The sequence below is a fragment of the Niveispirillum sp. FG156 genome, from assembly GCF_057809555.1.
Genome location: NZ_JBMDKE010000004.1, coordinates 156,333 through 172,721 on the forward strand (window position 1 = coordinate 156,333; position 16,389 = coordinate 172,721).

At 65.6% G+C, this 16,389-nt stretch carries 14 protein-coding genes; 10 read left to right on the forward strand and 4 right to left on the reverse strand.

The features are described 5' to 3' along the window. Nucleotides 1-321: 321 nt before the first annotated feature. Nucleotides 322-2,322: an MAC/perforin domain-containing protein gene (locus ACODSP_RS04160; protein ID WP_488964367.1), complete on the forward strand. Its 2,001-nt coding sequence runs from the start codon at nt 322-324 to the stop codon at nt 2,320-2,322. Between the two features lie 59 nt (nt 2,323-2,381). On the opposite strand, the gene ACODSP_RS04165 is transcribed toward ACODSP_RS04160, so the two are convergent. From ACODSP_RS04165 to ACODSP_RS04175, 3 genes are all read right to left on the reverse strand, one after another. Beyond that, nucleotides 2,382-3,671, reverse strand: a complete 1,290-nt coding sequence (locus ACODSP_RS04165) for a pentapeptide repeat-containing protein (protein WP_488964368.1) — start codon at nt 3,669-3,671, stop codon at nt 2,382-2,384. 212 nt (nt 3,672-3,883) lie between these two features. Further along, complete coding sequence (locus ACODSP_RS04170; protein ID WP_488964369.1) at nt 3,884-4,144, reverse strand: hypothetical protein; 261 nt, start codon at nt 4,142-4,144, stop codon at nt 3,884-3,886. Between the two features lie 43 nt (nt 4,145-4,187). Then, a complete protein-coding gene (locus ACODSP_RS04175; RefSeq protein ID WP_488964370.1) occupies nt 4,188-4,523 on the reverse strand; it encodes an Mpo1-like protein in 336 nt (111 codons plus the stop codon). A 155-nt stretch (nt 4,524-4,678) separates the two neighbouring features. Between ACODSP_RS04175 and ACODSP_RS04180 the strand changes: the two genes are divergently transcribed. Further along, nucleotides 4,679-5,707, forward strand: coding sequence for an aspartate-semialdehyde dehydrogenase (locus ACODSP_RS04180; protein WP_488964371.1), 1,029 nt, complete (start codon nt 4,679-4,681; stop codon nt 5,705-5,707). A 284-nt stretch (nt 5,708-5,991) separates the two neighbouring features. Beyond that, the gene (gene gpmA / locus ACODSP_RS04185; protein WP_488964372.1) at nt 5,992-6,681 is read left to right on the forward strand and encodes a 2,3-diphosphoglycerate-dependent phosphoglycerate mutase; all 690 of its coding nucleotides are present in this window, start codon (nt 5,992-5,994) and stop codon (nt 6,679-6,681) included. A 155-nt stretch (nt 6,682-6,836) separates the two neighbouring features. Here gpmA and tsaD read toward each other — a convergent pair whose 3' ends face one another. Next, nucleotides 6,837-7,907, reverse strand: a complete 1,071-nt coding sequence (gene tsaD / locus ACODSP_RS04190; RefSeq protein ID WP_488964373.1) for a tRNA (adenosine(37)-N6)-threonylcarbamoyltransferase complex transferase subunit TsaD — start codon at nt 7,905-7,907, stop codon at nt 6,837-6,839. 157 nt (nt 7,908-8,064) lie between these two features. On the opposite strand from tsaD, the gene ACODSP_RS04195 reads away from it, so the two are divergent. From ACODSP_RS04195 to ACODSP_RS04225, 7 genes are all read left to right on the forward strand, one after another. Beyond that, entirely contained in the window at nt 8,065-8,688 is a 624-nt protein-coding gene (locus ACODSP_RS04195; RefSeq protein ID WP_488964374.1) for a glutathione S-transferase family protein, read from the forward strand. A 56-nt stretch (nt 8,689-8,744) separates the two neighbouring features. Beyond that, nucleotides 8,745-9,695 (forward strand): hydroxymethylbilane synthase, encoded by a 951-nt coding sequence (hemC, locus tag ACODSP_RS04200; RefSeq protein ID WP_488964375.1) that lies wholly within the window; start codon nt 8,745-8,747, stop codon nt 9,693-9,695. Next, entirely contained in the window at nt 9,692-10,387 is a 696-nt protein-coding gene (locus ACODSP_RS04205; protein ID WP_488964376.1) for a uroporphyrinogen-III synthase, read from the forward strand. Before hemC ends, ACODSP_RS04205 begins: the two co-directional genes overlap by 4 nt. 3 nt (nt 10,388-10,390) lie before the next feature. After that, entirely contained in the window at nt 10,391-11,575 is a 1,185-nt protein-coding gene (locus ACODSP_RS04210) for a COG4223 family protein (protein ID WP_488964377.1), read from the forward strand. Continuing rightward, nucleotides 11,575-12,867 carry a heme biosynthesis protein HemY gene (locus ACODSP_RS04215; RefSeq protein ID WP_488964378.1) on the forward strand — a complete coding sequence of 431 codons (1,293 nt, stop codon included), beginning with the start codon at nt 11,575-11,577 and terminating at the stop codon, nt 12,865-12,867. Before ACODSP_RS04210 ends, ACODSP_RS04215 begins: the two co-directional genes overlap by 1 nt. A gap of 168 nt (nt 12,868-13,035) precedes the next feature. Then, on the forward strand, nt 13,036-14,022 hold the full coding sequence (locus tag ACODSP_RS04220; RefSeq protein ID WP_488964379.1) for a cobalamin biosynthesis protein: 987 nt from the start codon (nt 13,036-13,038) through the stop codon (nt 14,020-14,022). Nucleotides 14,023-14,312: 290 nt separating this feature from the next. Continuing rightward, nucleotides 14,313-16,373: a TonB-dependent receptor gene (locus ACODSP_RS04225; protein ID WP_488964380.1), complete on the forward strand. Its 2,061-nt coding sequence runs from the start codon at nt 14,313-14,315 to the stop codon at nt 16,371-16,373. Nucleotides 16,374-16,389 lie beyond the last annotated feature (16 nt).

Genomic DNA, 16,389 nt, shown 5'->3' on the forward strand with positions numbered 1-16,389 from the left:
GGCACAGCGTGAGGCGCGGTTAGCGCCGATATGGCTCATGTCGCGGCGGACGCCGCTCTACGCTGGGTCCCGGCTTTCGCCGGGATGACGATAGGGAATGATTCCAGTCAACGTAAACCCGGTCTAGCTCAATAAAAGTCATATGCATTTAATGTAAATCCGATTGCGTAAACGCAAAGTTAATGTTACTTTCCTGCCGTCTCATGACAAAGCGGTCGTTCAGCACATCCACAGAATGTGAATGTGAACCGCTTTTCTTTATCCGCACGGCACTCAAGCAGCAAAGCCGCCTCTGGTCTTTGCCGTTGGAAAGGAACAACCATGTCCATTGCGACCCCAGCCGCTTCCGCGGTCGCTACCGCCTTGCCCAATCCTTTGCCCCCGCCGAACTGCACGCCGTATCTGACAAACGGCTTTGATCCACGGCAATCATCGTTCCTGACGCAGCCGATCTTTCAACTGGCCTATGCGAATGGCGCCCAGAGCCAGTTCAACAGCGTCACATGTTCCATTCCCGACGGGGTGGTTTTTCTGGAGCGCACGGAATTCGGCTACAGCAATTCCGAACATTTCATGCGGACCGTTTCCGATTTCAAATATTCTTTCTCTGTCGCCGTGTCGGCAGGCCTGCATGGCCAGAAATATTCAGGCAGTGTTTCCAGCAGCCTGACCTATGGCGCCAGCTTTTTCAGTGACGTGACGAAGGAATATTTCCTGACCTTCGCCACGCAGCAATGTTACAGCATCCGGCGTGATTGCAGCGCCGCGCAGGCATCGCTGACAACGGGCTTCAGCACCGACCTGGCGGCGTTGCCGGCCACGATTGGGTCCACGGGCGATTATCAGGCCTATGCCGGGTTCTTCCTTAAATATGGGACCTATTTCCTGGTTTCCGGTGTCTTTGGCGGGTTCATGACCAAGGCCACCACCATCTCGAAAAGCGTGGTCAAGACCGCCGATCATGCGCAGCTTCAGGCGGCAATCTCCGGCTCGTTCCAGACGGAGATCGGCAAGGTCACGGGCAGTGCCAGCACCAGCTACAGCGAAAGCCAATGGCTGGATCAGTATCAGAACGACATGTCATCAACCACCAGCGCGGTTGGCGGCACCTATGCGCCGGACAAGCCGGCGTCGTTCTTCCCATCCTGTTATGCCAATCCCGTGCTGCTGCTGGGCCTGGGCACGGCGGGACTGGCACCGGAGATCCTGCCCTTGTCGGCGCTGATCACCGGGACGGATGCGGCCACGCGGGTTGCGACCATGGATGCCGCCGCAAGGGTCTATCTGAACACCCCGCATATCAGCACGCCGGACCCCGTGCAGGCATCGGCATTGATCCAGTACAATGTGGATACGATCCTCGTTGCGTCGACCAACTATGCGGTGGATGGCGCGCGCGGCTACACCACCGGCTCTGTCGGCCCGGCAGATGCCGCGGCGGTGCCCTGCGCCTATGCCTCCGGCCATCTCTATGGACAGGACAAACGCTATGCCTGGATGGCCAGTCTGGCGGTGCCGGTGCAGCAGGGATTGCGCGCGGAACTGGCGCAGACCACGACGTTCGGCCCCCCGCCGCTGACCATGTTCCAAAGCTTTGCCCTGGGCCGGGCCGATGGCAGTGCATCGGTCCTGGGGGCGTCCAGCAGCCTGTCTGTCTCTACGGCGGCACCATTGACCCAGACGGCGGCCAGCGACGGCTTTCTGCTGGTGTCGTTGATCCGTGGCGGCAGCGGGGCGCGCGGTTCTGCCTCCGTCACGGTCGGCGGTGTGCTGCGGGGGGCGGCCTCCATCCATTATTATCCCGGCGACGACGTGCATTATCCGCAGGAAAGCGCGCTGGTTCCCATCTGCAATGGTGAAACCTATACGCTGACCTGTGACACCACCTTCGGCGACGTCATCTATGCGGCGCAATGGGCGCCGCTGGCCGGGGCCCTTTCCTTCCAGCCGGCGCAGCAGCTTCTGGCCTATGGCCCGCCACAGCCCGACAACCTGCCCCTGACAGTGCCCAATGTGCCAACCGACGGGTTCCTGATCCTGCTGATTGATGGCAGGTCATGCGACCAGACCATCGCATATGCCACGATCGAGATGGGTCCGGCGGGGACGACGCTGGATACGGATGCGACCATGGCATCGACATCGATCAATTTCTATCCCGGCGCCGATACCTGGCTGGGCTGCAACAGTGCCTTTCTGCCGGTGCCGAAGGGATGGTCGTACAATGTGACGTTCAATTACACATTCGCGCAGCCATCGGTCGCCCTGTGCTGGGTGCCGCTGGTCAATCCGACCGACCCGACGCAATGGGCCGGCAACTGAACGAAAATCCCCGGATATCGACCTGCCATCCCGCCAGGATGCAGGTCGATATCTGACGGTCAGTCATGCCGTGCCTGGGCGAAGGTCGCACCTTCCAGGTCCGCCCCGTCCAGCTTGGCCCCGCGCAGGTCGGCGCTGGTAAAATCCGTGCCCCGCGCGATGGCCCCGCGCAGGTCGGCATTCCGCAGGTCCGCCCCCTGGAAGCGCGCGCCGGACAGGCGGGCGGGCCAGCGGCGGTCAGGCATGTCGGCACTGACCAGCGGTGTCAGGTTGGCCCCTTGCAGAAAGGCCCCGCCCAGATGGGCGCGTTCCAGATTGGCCCCGCGCAGGTCGGCATTACCCATCTGGGTGTCCCGCATATCGGTGCATTCCAGATCGGCCATGACCATGCAGGCATTGGTCCACAAAGAACGGCGGGCCAGTGCGTAGGGCATCTTTGCCGCCGTGACATTGCGGCCGCGCATGTCCAGGCCCATCAGGTCGCGGCCACTGAAATCGGCACGCTTGCCGCTGCGCCCCGCCGTCACCACCCAATCGGCATGGGCGGCCAGCAGCGCCTCCACCGGTTCGGCCCCGTCCAGGGTGCCGGGCAGCAGGGCGCCGGTGCGTTTCAGGTCGTTCATGGCGTGGGGGTCCAGGATGGCGCCCCGGAAATTCGCCCCTTCAGCCAGGGCATCGCGCAGGATGGCGTCGGTCAGGACCGCACCGGCGAAATCCGCCTCCTGCAATTGCGCGCCCTGCAGGTTGGCGCCGTCCAGCATGGCGCCCTTGAAATTGGCCCCGCGCAGATCGGCGCCGCGCAGATCGACATGGCGCAGGTTGGCGTCGGTGAAATCCGCCTTCAGCGTGATGGCCCCGTTCATCTTGGAGCCGGAGAAATCGGCATTGTTGGCGATGACGGCGGCCAGGTTGGGGATGCGCCCGTCAAAGGCCTGGGGCAGGGGCTTGCCGCCGCGATAGACGGCCAAAACCGCCTCGCGCACATCGGTGTCGCGCAGCTTGGCCTTGGTCAGGTCGGCGCCGCGCATGGTGATGCCGCGCATGTCGGCCTTGGACAGGTCCGCCTGCTGTAGATTGGCCAGACGCAGGTCGGCGGCGAACAGGTTGGCCCCGATCAGCCGCGTCTTCACCATCTGCGCCTGATCAAAGCGCGACCCGGTCAGTTCAGCGCTGCGCAAATCCATGTTGGAGAGGTTGACGCCGCGCAGGTCACACAGCACGAAAATGGCGCGCTGGCCGCCGATGCGGCCCTCCATCAGCTTGACATGACGGCGCAGGGCTTCCAGCAGCTCCTCTGTCGAGGGGCGTCGCCATGTCGGTTCCGCCGGTTGTGCCGCTTCCGCCGTCAAGCCTGCGCTGCCTTCCCTGTCGCCTGTATGGGGCTGGGCCTTCGAACCCTGTCGCCACTATGCCAGAGCTTTTCTGGCTTGCACACCAAAGTATGAGCGTAAAAGGTTCATATCCACAGCTTTTCGTTTTGCTTCGCAGTCGCAAAACAGCGTTGTCAATTTGCGTCCTCAATCGCCGCCGGACCAAGGGTCATAAATGATGACCCTTGGCTTCAACTGACGAATTTGCGGGCGTTGGCCACCATGACCGAATACATGGTGCGGATGAAATCCGTGGGTCGCAACCGGCCGAACGGTATGTTCTCCGACGCGTAGGTGACCAGTTCGTCCGGCGGCTTCACCGGCACCACCTCCAGCCCCGACTTGCGCAGCGCATCGACCACCGATTTCGCCTGCTTCATGTAATCCTCATTGAAGAAGGACTTGTCGGCGTCCTTGATGGACTGGGCGATGATCTCCTGAATGGACGGCACGCGCGCGTTCCTTGGGGCTGGGGTCGGAAAAGGTCAGGGGGAATTAACCATCAATCCCGGCGCGGCGCAATTCCGGCCCCAACCGGCCCGCCACGAACAGGAAGAACATCCGGTAATCGGCAATCAGCGACCAGAGCGGATAGGTGAAGGTGGCGGGCTTGTTATGCTCCACCAGAGCATGGGACAACCAGGCAAAGAAATAGCCCGACAGGGGCATGCCGAGCAGCCAGAGCGGGTCCAGAGTGGCGGCGAATATTGCCAGGAAACTGAGCGCGATGGCGCTGCCCACATAGTGGAAGCCGCGCGTCACCTTCTTGGAATGTTCGCGCAGATAGAAGGGCCAGAAAGCCTCGAACGTCTGGTATTCACGCTGTGCCATGGCTGCAATCCTCCCGCCACATGGGCGCTTAGGTCATTTTCTTGCCATCTTGCTGCCCAACGCATAAGTCAAAGCGTTCGCCGGGGCTTGTCAAGGCGTAAGGATATTGCGCCGTCGCCCCGCTGTTTCATCCTACTGATTTGAGGGCCGGGAAAATGGGTTACAAGGTCGCTGTCGTTGGCGCCACGGGCAATGTCGGCCGGGAGATGCTGCAGACGCTGGCAGACCGGAATTTCCCGGTGGGCGAGGTTGTAGCCCTGGCGTCGGAACGGTCCGTCGGTCAGCAGGTGTCGTTCGGTGAGGATCAGGTCCTGAAGGTCCAGGATCTGGCCAAGTTCGACTTCTCCGGCACCGATTTCGTGCTGTCCTCCCCCGGTGCCAAGATATCGGCCCAGTTCGCGCCCAAGGCCGCCGCCGCCGGCGCCTGCGTCATCGACAATACCAGCCATTTCCGCATGGACCCGGATGTGCCGCTGGTCGTGCCGGAAGTGAACCCGCACCATCTGGCCGGCTGGCGCAAGAAGGGCATCATCGCCAATCCCAACTGCTCCACCATCCAGATGGTGGTGGCGCTGAAGCCGCTGCATGATCTGGCCAAGATCCGCCGCGTTGTCGTCTCCACCTATCAGTCGGTGTCGGGGGGCGGCAAGGACGCGATGGACGAACTGTTCACGCAGACCCGCGCCATCTATGTCAACGATCCGGTGGAGAAGAAGAAGTTCACCAAGCAGATCGCCTTCAACGTCATCCCGCATATCGATACCTTCATGGACGATGGCATGACGAAGGAAGAGTGGAAGATGGTGGTGGAGACCAAGAAGATCCTGGACCCCGCCATCAAGGTGACGGCCACCGCCGTGCGTGTGCCGGTATTCATCGGCCATTCGGAATCGGTGAATATCGAGTTCGAGAACCCGATCAGTGCGGACGAGGCCCGCAAGGCCCTGCGCGCCTTCCCCGGCATCTCCGTCGTCGATCACCGCCAGGACGAGGGCTATGTCACCCCGGTTGAAATCGCCGGCGAGGACAATGTCTTCATCAGCCGTATCCGCGAGGACAGCACCGTCGAAAACGGTCTGAACCTGTGGATCGTGGCCGACAATCTGCGCAAGGGTGCGGCCCTGAACGCGGTGCAGATCGCCGAAGTGATGATCCGCGACGGGCATATCGGCCCGGCGGATTGATCATCTGATCGAGCACCTTCCCTATTCGTCATCCCGGCGAAAGCCGGGACCCAGGGGCAACAGGATCAAACCTCGCAGCTGCCTTGATCAACGCAACGGACAGGCCGGGCGCTTGGCCCCTGGGTCTCGGCTTGCGCCGGGATGACGGGGAAAGAGCGCAACGCCTTCTGGTCAACCCGTTCCCCCTGGAACAGACCTTGGTCCGGGTGGTGCCATATGGTAGGACGCTGGCCGGCATCGATAACGCCCCCGCCGCCGGGGCCATGCATAAGGGAACTTGGGAGATGACGAAGCTTGTCCTGATCCGCCATGGTCAGAGCCTGTGGAACCAGCTGGATCTGTTCACGGGCTGGACCGATGTGGACCTGTCGCCGCAGGGCGTGGAGGAGGCCAAAGAGGCCGGCGTCAAGTTGAAGGCGGCGGGCCTGGATTTCGATATCTGCCACACGTCGGTCCTGAAGCGCGCCATCAAGACCAGCAACCTGGCCCTGGAAGCCATGGACCGCATCTGGGTGCCGCAGTTCAAGAGCTGGCAGTTGAACGAGCGCCATTATGGCGGCCTGCAGGGCCTGAACAAGACCGAGACAGCGGCCAAGCATGGCGCCGATCAGGTCAAGATCTGGCGCCGCTCCTATGACATCGCCCCGCCCGTCCTGGCCGAGGATGATGAGCGTCTGCCCGATGCCGACCCGCGCTATGCCGACCTGTCCAAGGAACAGCTGCCGCGCACCGAAAGCCTGAAGGATTGCGTGGCCCGCGTGGTGCCCTACTGGACCGATGTGATCGCCCCGCAGGTGAAGGCGGGCAAGCGCGTGCTGGTCGCCGCCCATGGCAACAGCCTGCGCGGTCTGGTCAAGTATCTGTCCGGTATGGGCGATGATGAAATCGTCCAGTTCGAAATCCCGACCGGCAAGCCCATCGTCTATGAGCTGGACGCTGATCTGAAGGCGCTGGACCGGTATTTCCTGGATTGAGGATGGGGGGCTACCCTCACCCTCCCGTCGGCTAACGCCGCCGGGCCCCTCCCTCTCCCGCAAGCGGGCGAGGGGCTGAAATTTCACCCCTCGCCCACGAACGTGGGAGAGGGAGGGGCCCGCATGCGCCAGCATGTGGGAGGGTGAGGGCCGTTTTAAGCCTTCACCCCCGCAAACGGTGCCGCCTTGGCATTCGGGTCCAGCGGCCAGCGGGGGCGGGGGGCGAAGTCCAGGCCATCGGTCAGGCCCAGGCGCAGCCGTTCCAGCCCGGCCCAGGCGATCATGGCGCCATTGTCGGTACACAGGCCCAGTGGCGGGGCCACGAAATCGAACCGGTGCCGGCGGCACAGATCGGTCAGGCGGGCGCGCAGCACCTGATTGGCGGCGACACCGCCGGCCACCACCAGGGTCTTGCCCTCTGGGAACTCTGCCTTGAAAAGTTTCAGCGCCTTGGTGCAGCGGTCGATCAGGCTGTCGCCCACGGCCTGATGGAAGGACGCGGCCAGATCGGCGCGGTCGGCATCCGACAGGGTGCCGCCCAGATTTTCCACATGCCGGCGCACGGCGGTCTTCAGCCCGGAAAAGCTGAAATCGCAATCAGGCCGGCCCTTCATGGGCACCGGCAGGTCGAAGCGGCCAGGATCGGTCGCGCCTCCCGCCGCCTTTTCCATCAGGGGGCCGCCGGGATAGCCCAGGCCCATGATCTTGGCCGATTTGTCGAACGCCTCCCCCACCGCGTCATCGATGGTGGTGCCCAGGCGGCGGTAACGCCCCACGCCCTCCACCGCCAGCAACTGGCAATGCCCGCCCGAGACCAGCAGCAGCAGGAAGGGAAACGTCACCCCATGCGTCAGGCGCGCCGTCAGGGCGTGGCCTTCCAGATGGTTGACGGCCATGAAGGGCAGGCCTGTCACGGCGGCCATGGCCTTGGCCGTCATCACCCCCACCATCACCCCGCCGATCAGGCCCGGCCCGGCGGTGGCGGCAATGCCGTCCAGACCGGACAGGCCGACCCCGGCACGCTCCAGCGCCTCGCGCACCAGCCGGTCCAGATGCTGTAGATGGGCGCGTGCCGCAATTTCCGGCACCACACCGCCATAGGGGCGGTGATCGTCCAGCTGGCTCAACACCACATTGGACAGGACACGGCCCGGCCCCTCACCATCATCTTCGACGATGGCGGCGGCGGTTTCATCACAGCTGGTTTCGATGCCAAGGACTTTCATGGGGGCAGAACCTAAGCGTCCGTCGGCCCGGCGGCAAGGGCGGCGGGACATTGCAGCCATGGCGGCGGCGAATATGGCCGCGCGCACCCCCGTCCTGATTGACAAACCGCACGCCCGTGCTATTCCCGCTGAACAGTTTCCACGGAAGGGCACCGCCATGATCCGCGTCCACCACCTGAACATCTCCCGGTCGCTGCGCGTTATCTGGCTGCTGGAGGAACTGGGGGTGCCGTATGAGATCGTGCGTCATCGCCGCAACAAGAAGACCATGCGCGCGCCTGTGGCCCTGCGCGACCTGCATCCGCTGGGCAAGCTGCCCATGGTGGAGGTGGATGGCAAGGTGCTGGTGGAAACCGGTCTGATCATCGAATATCTGCTGGCCCATCATGGCCCGCATCTGGCGCCCGCTGCCGACAACGCCAATGCCCATTGGCGCTACCGCTACTGGATGCATTACGCCGAGGGCTCGCTGATGCCGCAGCTTCTGTTGAAGCTGATCTCTGACAAGATGGGCCTGCTGGCCCTGCCCATCCGCGGCATGGTCAAGGAGCAGGTGAAGCTTCACCTGGATTATGTGGAGAAGGAGGCGGGGCGTTCGGTCTGGTTGGCCGGCAATGAATTCAGCGCCGCCGACATCATGATGAGCTTCCCCCTGGAAGTGGCTGTGATGCGCGCCGGGGTAACGGCGGCCACCCACCCCAATATCACCCGCATCCTGTCGGCCCTGCAGGCCCGCCCCGCGTATCAGCGGGCGGTGGTGCAGGCGGCGGATAAAGGTTAACGGACTTTGCATCGGGCCACTTCCCCCGAAGCCCCGAAAGCGGTATTGAGGAAGGTATGAAAGCCCTTCTCCGCATCGGCACGCGCGGCAGCCCCTTGGCGTTGGCGCAGGCCATTGAGACCCGCGACCGTCTGGCCGCTGCCTTCCCGGAACTGGCGGAGGCGGGGGCGGTCGAGATCGTCACCTTCAAGACCGAAGGCGACCGCATCCTGGACCGCACCTTGAGTGCGGCGGGGGGCAAGGGGCTGTTCACCAAGGAGATCGAGCAGGCCCTGCTGGATGGCGCTGTCGATCTGGCGGTGCATTCGATGAAGGATGTGCCGACGGCCCTGCCGGACGGGCTGGACATCATCTGCTATCTGCCGCGCGAGGATCATCGCGACGCCTGGTTCAGCCCCAAGGCTGCCAGCCTGGATGAGTTACCGGAGGGCGCGTTGGTCGGTACCGCCAGCCTGCGCCGGCAGGCCATCGTTCTGATGCGCCGGCCCGACCTGCGCATCGCGGCGCTGCGCGGCAATGTGCAGACGCGTCTGCGCAAGCTGGAGGAAGGGCTGGTCGATGCCACCCTTCTGGCCATGGCGGGGTTGAACCGTCTGGGTCTGGTGGACAAGGCGACGGGTGTGCTTTCGGAAGAACAGATGCTGCCGGCGGTGGCGCAGGGCGCCATCGGGATCGAGACGCGCATAGGTGATGATCGCACCAACGCCTATGTCCGCGCGCTGAACTGTGCGGAAACCGAATTGCGGGTCACGGCGGAACGCGGCGTGCTGGCGACCCTGGATGGGTCCTGCCGTACGCCCATCGCGGCCCTGGCCTTGATCAATGGCGATGCCATGTCGCTGAAGGCCCTGGTCATCCGGCCAGATGGGCAGCAATGGTTCATGACGGGCCGCGCCGGGAACAAGGCCGATGCCCTGGCCATGGGTATCGATGCGGGGCAGGAGCTGAAATCCAAGCTGCCCGCCGCCTTCTTTGCCGGGATCAACCCTGACGGGCTGGTGGTGTGACGGGCGTCCTGGTCACAAGGCCGGAACCGGGAGCGGCGGAGACGGAAGCGGCGTTGAAGGCGCTGGGTTACCGGCCTGTGCTGGCCCCGCTTCTGACCATCCAGCCTGTGCCGGGACCACCCCTTGACCTGACGGGCTTTGACGCCGTTGCTGTCACCTCTGCCAATGGCCTGCGCGAACTGGCCGCGCGTAGCGTGGAGCGTGCCTTGCCGCTCTATGCCGTCGGGGAACGCACGGCGGCGCTGGCAAGGGAACTGGGCTTTCGGGAGGTTTATGCCGCCGGCGGGGATGTCATCTCCCTGTCGCGGCTGCTGTCGGGCCGGGGGCCACGGGTCCTGCACCTGTCGGGTGAGGATGTGGCCGGGGAACTTTTGCCCGCTGACGTTGTTGTCACAAGGATTACCGCCTATCGCGCTGTGCCGGTGGATGATCTGCCCGATGCGGCGGTGTCGGCCCTGCGTGAGGGACAGGTGGCCTATGTGGCGCTTTTTTCGCCGCGTACGGCCAGCGTGTTTGTTAGGTTGGCACAAAAGGCCGGGTTGTCGGTGCCCACGGGCGGTCTGACGGCCCTGTGCATTTCGGCTGCGGTTGCGCGCGCCGCCCAGGGGTTCGGTTTCAGCCAGACCCGTGTGGCGGTGCAGCCCGATGCGGCCAGCCTGCTGGCCCTGCTGCCGGCGGTGAAGGGGAGTTGAGGAATGAGCGACAGTGACAAGACGGGCAAAGGCCCCAGCCTGGCCGATCTGGAACGCGAGATCGCGTCCAATGCCCAGAAGCCGGAGGCAAAGCCCGCCACGCCGAAACTGAACCCGGCGCCGGTGGCGGCCAAGCGCAGCGGCGGCGGTGGCCTGCTGGGCGGGACGGCCTTGCTGCTGGCGCTGGGTGCGGCGGGTCTGTCGGGCTATGGCTTCTGGCGCGATTGGACCGCACCGCCGCCGGCCATTGCCGACCTGTCGCCGCTGGCCCAGCGTCTGAATGCGGTGGAGACGGAGCAGCAGGCCCTGCGCGCGTCGCTGGATACCCTGTCGAAGCGTCAGGATGCGCTGGAACGCCGCCTGTCGGGTGACACGACCATTGTTGCCCGCGAAACGGTGCAGGTGCCAGCCGAACAGGGGCCGCAGGGTGGGGTTGATATCTCCGCCACCGAGGCGCTGGCCGACCGGATCGCCGCCCTGGAAGACCGCAAGACAGAGACTGTCGACATCGGCCCCCTGACCCACCGCGTACAGACGCTGGAGGAAGTGTCGGCGGAGGTGATCCCGCGCCTGACCATGCTGGAAACCCGCCGGCAGATGGGCGCCGTGGGTGAGGCGCTGATTATTGCCGTGGGGCAGTTGCAGGCAGCGTTGAGTGGTGGCCGCCCCTATGCGCGGGAATTGCGGTCGGCGCAGGCGCTGGCCGCCAATGATACCGCGCTTCTGGATCTGCTGGCGCCCCTGTCGGCATCGGCGGAAAACGGACTGGCGGGGGATATCGAGCTGCGGGAGAAGTTCCGCCTGCTGGCGCCCGCCGTCCTGCGCGCCGACCGCGACCGGGAGGGGGCGGATTGGACCGACCGTGTCCTAGGCCGCCTGACCAGCATCATCACCTTCCGCCGCGCCTCGGGCGAGGTGGCGGGCGATAATGCCGATGCCGTGCTGGCGCGGGCCGAGGCGGCGATGCTGGCCAATGACCTGCCGCGCGCGGTGGAGGAGATGGAGAAGCTGCCGGCCCATGCCGCCGGCCCCGCCGCCGACTGGCTGAAACTGGCCGAGGCGCGGATGGCGGCGGAAGCCGCCGCGGCCACCCTGGCCGACATGTCGCTGGCCCGCATGGCGGGTCCGGGCAAGGCGGATGCCGGGACCGGGGCCATTAACGGGGCCAGGGACGGGGAGGCCCGCTGATGCGTAAATCCCTGATATTCTTCCTGAAGATCGGCATTCTGGTGGCCGCTGCCGTCTGGCTGGCGCAGCGTCCGGGCCGGGTCACCATCGAATGGCTGGAGCATGTGATCGAGATGCCGGTGGGCATCGGCGCCATCCTGGTGCTGCTGGCCGCCTGGATCGCCGCCACCATCGGGCGTCTGTGGCGCATCCTGCGCAATGGTCCCGGCGCCTTTGGCCGCAGCCGCAATACAAAGCGGCGCGAAGGCGGGTTCCGCGCCCTGGCCCAGGGCTGGGTCGCGGCATCGGCGGGCGATGCCGACATCGCCACCAAATCCGCCAAGGCGGCGGAAAAACTGCTGCGTGAACCGTCGCTGACCCTGCCGCTGTCCGCGCGGGCGGCGGAGCTGCGCGGGGATGCCGTGGCGGCCTCCACCGCCTATAAGGCCATGCTGGGCAAGCCGGCGACGGAGCTGGCGGCGCGGCGTGCCTTGCTGACCCAAGCCATGGAGTTGGGCGACCGTCCGGCGGCCCTTGACCATGCCCGCCGCGCCCTGGAACTGCGGCCCAAGGCCGACTGGCCGGCCAAGGCGCTGGCGGAGTTGGAGGCTGGCGGTGGCAATTGGCTGGAGGCGGATGCCGCCCTGGTCAAGGCGCAGAAGGTCAAGGCCCTGCCCAAGGAGGATGCCGGCCACCGCCGCGCCGCCCTTCTGATTGAAGAGGCGCGCAAGGCCATGGCGACAGGCCGCCCCGATCAGGCCCTGCAATCGGCCCAGGCGGCGTTCGACCTGGACCCGGCCCGCGTGCCGGCGGCAACGCTGCTGGCCCGGCTGCTGGCCAAGGCGGGCAAACATTCCAAGGCCGTGAAGGTTCTGGAACAGGCATGGCGGCAATCGCCGCACCCCGATCTGGCCAAGGTTTGGGGCGAGGCGTCGGCGGACCAGAACCCGCTGACCCTGGTCAAGCGCTATGAGGCGCTGGTGGCGCTGAAACCCGGTCAGGCCGACGCGCATTTCGCTCTGGCCGAGGCGGCGATCAATGCCAAGCTGTGGGGTGTCGCCCGGTCGCATCTGGACAAGGTCCGCGAACTGGCCCCCACCACCCGCGCCTATCGCCGGCTGGCCGATGTGGCGCGGGCGGAAAAGGGGGAGGGGCCGGAGGTTCAGGCCTATCTGAACCAGGCCATGTCGGCCCCGGCCGATCCCCGCTGGCGCTGCGGCAGCTGCGGCACCAGCCACAGCGATTGGCATGCCGTCTGTGATGAATGCGGGGCGGTCGACACGATCACATGGCCGAAGGCGGGGAAGGCGTAGTGCGGATTAGCGAAGCGTAATCCGCGGAAGAACGGTGCCGGGGTTTCCGCGGATTACGGCTTACGCCTAATCCGCGCTACGATATCTCATGTCGCCATGATTTCCCTTCCGCCGGGCAGGGCCACCGGTTAACCATGGGCCACCCTTGTCCCGCGTGGATGTGCCCCCATGCTGCTGCCCTATTCCGGTGGGGTTGATACCCTGCTGCTGCTGGTGATTGCCCTGATCGTCGATGCCTGTATCGGTGACAGCCCGTTGCTGCGCCGGTTTCTACCGGGGCCGGCGGATCTGGTGGCGCGTGCGGTGGTGCAGTTCGACCGGCGGCTGAACCGTATCGACCGGACGGATGGGGTGCGCCATGCCAGAGGCAGTCTGGTCACCCTGCTGCTGCTGACGCTGGGCCTGCTGGTTGGGTTCTGCCTGTCGGTGCTGGTGCGGCATGTGCCGGCGGGTGGGTTTGTGGAACTGATCATCCTGGTGCGCTGCCTGACCCTGCGCCTGCCCTGGGGCGCCATGGCGCGGACCGTGTCGGCGCTGGAGGCGGGGGAGACGGAGGCGGCGCGCCAGGCCGTGGGGCCGCTTACCGACCGGCAGCTCTGGAGCCTTGACGATCATGGCATCGTGCGGGCCGGCGCGGAGGGGGCGGCGCGCGCCCTGACGCATGGGGTGGTGGCCCCGGCTTTGTTCTATGCCCTGTTCGGGCTGGCGGGCCTGCTGGCCTGGGCCGCACTGGACGGGACGGCGCGCATCATCGGCCATGACACGCCGCGCCATGCACGGTTCGGCGCGCTGGCCCGGCGGTTGACCTCCTGGGTTGGCTTTCCGGCCGCCCTGATCGCGGCGCTGGTCCTGCTGCTGGCGGCGTCCTTTGTGCCGCGCGCGCGTGCCGCGTCGGGTCTGCGCGATGTGCGTGGGGCCAAGGGCCACCCGATGGGGGCCGACGCCCTGCCCATCGCCGCCTTTGCCGGCGTTCTGGACCTGTCGGTGGCCGGACCCAGGCGGGAGGGCGACCGGGTGGTCAAGGAACCCTGGCTGGGCAATGGCCGCGCCCGCGCCACGCCCCGTGACCTGCGCGCCGGCATGGCGCTGTACGCCATCAGCGCTCTGATCGCGGCGGGGCTGGTGGTGGGGCTGGGGCTGGTTGTGGCGGGGTGAGGGGCGGGCGTTTATCACCCCGTTCCTGCCTTCCCGGCGAAGGCCGGGACCCAGGGGCCAAATGCCCGACCTGTCCATAGCCGCGATCAACAGCGCGGTGAGGTTTGAGCTTGTGACCCCTGGGCCCCGGCCTTCGCCGGGGAGGCAGGAAAGCTGTGCAACCTGTCATTCACCCACAGCACCATTCACCCACCCTGCGACAAGACCGCACCGCATCAAGGCTTGACCCGCCGCCATCAACCTGACTATCAAGCGTTACGTTATAACGTAATTGGATTGAGGGTTCAGCGATGCGGACTGATAAGGCGCTGGTTTGGCTGGTGGCGGCGGTGATGGGCGGTGCGGTGGCGGCAGCACCCGCGATGGCGCAGCAGGAACCGGCAGCCGATGGTTCCGCCCATGAAAGGGTGGAGGAGATCATCGTCACCGCCTCGCCCATCGGGGCCAAGCGGTTCGATATCCTGCAGGGCACGTCCAGCCTGTCGGGCGAGGCGCTGGACCGCGCCCTGTCGACCACGCTGGGCGAGGCGCTGGACAAGCTGCCGGGCCTGTCACAGACGGCCTTTGGGGCTGGCGCGTCGCGGCCCATCATTCGGGGTCAGGGTGGCGACCGTATCCGCATCCTGTCGGGCGGCATTGGCAGCATCGATGCCAGCAGCACCAGCCCTGACCATGCCCCGGCCCTGGACCTTGCCACCGCCAAGCGGGTGGAGGTGGTGCGCGGGCCGGCCACCCTGCTGTATGGCAATAACGCCGTGGGCGGCGTGATCAATGTCCTGGATGGCCGCATCCCGATTGCCGAGCCGAAGGACGGTGTCGATGGCTTTGCCCGGATCGGGGTGGGCAGCAATGCCGATGAACGCTCCCTGGCGTCGGGTATTGATGCAAGGCTGAACGGGCCGTTCGTGCTGCATCTGGACGGGTTCTACCGTCAGGCCGACGATTACAAGGTGCCGGGCTTCCTGGAATCCAAAATCCTGCGCGAAGGGGAGGATCATGAGCATGAAGGGGAGGGGGAAGAGGCCAAGGGCCGGGTCGATAATAGCGACCTGACGCAGAAGGGCGCCACCGCCGGCCTGTCCTATCTGGGTGACTGGGGCTTCCTGGGCGTGTCGGCCAGCCGGTTCGACAGCAATTACGGCGTTCCCGCCGGCCACAGCCATGAGGGCGAGGAAGAGGAAGGCCCCGTGCGCATCGATTTGGGCCAGACGCGCCTGGACCTGATGGGCGAGGTCAATCAACCCTATGGCATCTTTGAGACCACGCGCGTGCGTTTCGGCTGGGCCGATTATGAGCATAAGGAGCTGGAAGGCGGGGAGACGGGGACCCGTTTCCTGAACAAGGGCTGGGAAGGCCGCATCGAGATGGTGCAGCGCGCCATGGGCGACCTGTCGGGGGCCGTCGGCGTTCAGGCCAGCAGCCGCAACTTCAAGGCCATCGGGGACGAGGCCTTCCTGCCGCCCAGTGACACCGACCAGATGGGTGTCTTCACCTTGCAGCGCCTGGACCTGGCGCCCTTCGCGCTGGAAGGCGGGGTGCGGGTGGAGCGGCAGAATGTGACGGCGGGTAGCGTCGATTTCGACCGCGATTTCACCACCGTCTCCCTGTCCGCCGGGGCGTCGCGGCAACTGGGCGATGGCTGGATGACCGGCGTCACCCTGTCGCGTACCCAGCGCGCCCCCAATGCGGAGGAACTGCTGTCCGACGGCGCGCATCTGGCCACCAGCACCTATGAGCGGGGCGACGGCACGCTCGGCAAGGAGACGGGCCTGGGCGTGGAAGCGACCTTGAAGAAATCGGGCGGACCGGTCACGGGGTCGGTCAACCTGTTCCTGACCGATTACGACAAGTACATCTATGAGCGTCTGACGGGCGCGGAGGAGGATGGCCTGCCGCTGGCCCAATTCTCCGCCACCGATGCCCGTTTCTGGGGCTTTGAGGTGGAGGCGGAGACGACGGTTCTGCGCAATGATCAGGTGACGGTGACGCTGGATGGCGGGGTGGATTATGTCCGCGCCACCGACCGCGACAATGACATGCCCCTGCCGCGCATCCCGGCCTTGTCGGCACGCGCCGGTGTCGGCTTTGAACTGGCGACGGTGGCCGCGCGGTTTGAGGGCGTGTGGACCGGCAAGCAGAAGCGTATCGCAGAGTATGAGCTGCCGACCGACGACGCGATGGTGTTCAACGCCTCGCTGGACTGGCACCCCATCGCCGACCGTGATGTCACCCTGCTGCTGGAACTGCGCAACCTGACGAATGAGGAGGTGCGGCTGGCGACCTCCTTCCTGAAGGATGTGTTGCCGCAGCCGGGGCGCGATTTGCGCCTGTCGCTGCGCGCCGGGTTCTGAGGGGGCTTCTCGTAGC

What these genes read in the sequence shown, in the direction of transcription:
- ACODSP_RS04160 (WP_488964367.1), top strand. Translation starts at nt 322, where the DNA reads ATGTCCATTGCGACCCCAGCCGCTTCCGCGGTCGCTACCGCCTTGCCC.
- ACODSP_RS04175 (WP_488964370.1), bottom strand. Translation starts at nt 4,523, where the DNA reads ATGGCACAGCGTGAATACCAGACGTTCGAGGCTTTCTGGCCCTTCTAT.
- ACODSP_RS04180 (WP_488964371.1), top strand. Translation starts at nt 4,679, where the DNA reads ATGGGTTACAAGGTCGCTGTCGTTGGCGCCACGGGCAATGTCGGCCGG.
- gpmA (WP_488964372.1), top strand. Translation starts at nt 5,992, where the DNA reads ATGACGAAGCTTGTCCTGATCCGCCATGGTCAGAGCCTGTGGAACCAG.
- tsaD (WP_488964373.1), bottom strand. Translation starts at nt 7,907, where the DNA reads ATGAAAGTCCTTGGCATCGAAACCAGCTGTGATGAAACCGCCGCCGCC.
- ACODSP_RS04195 (WP_488964374.1), top strand. Translation starts at nt 8,065, where the DNA reads ATGATCCGCGTCCACCACCTGAACATCTCCCGGTCGCTGCGCGTTATC.
- hemC (WP_488964375.1), top strand. Translation starts at nt 8,745, where the DNA reads ATGAAAGCCCTTCTCCGCATCGGCACGCGCGGCAGCCCCTTGGCGTTG.
- ACODSP_RS04210 (WP_488964377.1), top strand. Translation starts at nt 10,391, where the DNA reads ATGAGCGACAGTGACAAGACGGGCAAAGGCCCCAGCCTGGCCGATCTG.
- ACODSP_RS04215 (WP_488964378.1), top strand. Translation starts at nt 11,575, where the DNA reads ATGCGTAAATCCCTGATATTCTTCCTGAAGATCGGCATTCTGGTGGCC.
- ACODSP_RS04220 (WP_488964379.1), top strand. Translation starts at nt 13,036, where the DNA reads ATGCTGCTGCCCTATTCCGGTGGGGTTGATACCCTGCTGCTGCTGGTG.
- ACODSP_RS04225 (WP_488964380.1), top strand. Translation starts at nt 14,313, where the DNA reads ATGCGGACTGATAAGGCGCTGGTTTGGCTGGTGGCGGCGGTGATGGGC.